This window comes from Salinivibrio sp. MA427 (assembly GCF_001996115.1).
GTDB lineage: Bacteria > Pseudomonadota > Gammaproteobacteria > Enterobacterales > Vibrionaceae > Salinivibrio > Salinivibrio costicola.
Map to the genome: position 1 here is coordinate 1 of NZ_MUFH01000485.1, position 1146 is coordinate 1146.

2 protein-coding genes are annotated in these 1146 nt (G+C 47.5%); both read right to left on the minus strand.

Going from position 1 to position 1146, the window contains the following annotated elements; translation table 11 throughout:
• Positions 1 to 141: MerR family DNA-binding transcriptional regulator (locus BZG79_RS15795; protein WP_199878088.1), on the minus strand; the 141-nt coding region annotated here is incomplete at its 3' end.
• Positions 131 to 1084 (minus strand): DUF523 and DUF1722 domain-containing protein, encoded by a 954-nt coding sequence (locus BZG79_RS15800; RefSeq protein WP_077774884.1) that lies wholly within the window; start codon positions 1082 to 1084, stop codon positions 131 to 133. The genes BZG79_RS15800 and BZG79_RS15795, both read right to left, overlap by 11 nt.
• Positions 1085 to 1146: the final 62 nt, after the last annotated feature.

Genomic DNA, 1146 nt, shown 5'->3' on the forward strand with positions numbered 1-1146 from the left:
GTATAAACGGTGGCCTTTTGCGGTTCTTGCTGGTGACAATAAGCCATAACGACGCTGCCAAGCGCGTAAGGTCACAGGATTAACGCCCGTTTGCTCTGCGACCTGACTAATAGTGAGTGTGTGGGATCCCTCACAAGCCATAACGTAACCTCAGTGCGTCGGGGTATGGCTTGAGATAGACTTGATTGGCCAGATAATCGTCGGGATGATTATGTAAATGATGTGAAATTAAGGTCAAAGGCGCCAGTAATGGCATGGTGCCTTGACGATAGGCGTGGATAAGGTTCGCCAATTCTGCTTTTTGGCCTTTATCGAGATTATTTTTAAAATAACCTTGTAGGTGCATTAGCACATTGGTGTGCTTTTTACGGGTAGCGCGAATGGCAATCGCCTGCATAAAAGCGGTCCGATACTGTTCAAAGAATGCATCGATATCGTAATGCCCAATGTTCGCCATAAAACGCCCTAACTCGCGATAACGTTCGGGCGAGTGTGCCATCAACACCAATTTGTATCGGGAATGAAAATCAACTAGAGCTTTTTTAGTGACGCCACCTTCAACACTTTTATAGAGATCATCGAGCGCGAACAAACGGAACACGAAATTCTCTTTTAAGATAGGATCATTAAGGCGACCATCTTCTTCTATCGGTAGCCAAGGCATCTGCGCCATCAGTGCTTGCGTGTACAAGCCAACCCCTGAAATATCAGAGGCGTAGCCATTTTCGCGATACACTTTGACCCGCTCCATGCCACACGTTGGTGACTTTGCGCAGACGATGTATCCGCGGAGTGCTTTGTGTTCCAGCTCTTCCGCTTTACGCTCACTAAACGCGATCATTTTATCCGTGTAGTCTTTTTGTTGATCCTTGGTTTCAACAAGCTTTACAGAAAGATCGCCTTTATCGACCAGCCTAATCGCCGGACGGGGAACATGAAGACCAATCCCCACTTCAGGGCACACGGGCACGAAATCCACATAAGGACCTAACTCTTTCGTGACGAATGTGCTCCGCTTATGGCCACTGTCAAAGCGGACTTTTTCACCGATCACACAGGCGCTTACACCAACTGGAAACGACATGCCTTACCTCTACACTCACTGTGCGACGGGTGCCGCACTTGTACATTTATATTATCTTGTAC

Bases quoted from the DNA above. Each gene is read 5' to 3' on its own strand.
- BZG79_RS15800 (WP_077774884.1), bottom strand. From the start codon at position 1,084: ATGTCGTTTCCAGTTGGTGTAAGCGCCTGTGTGATCGGTGAAAAAGTC.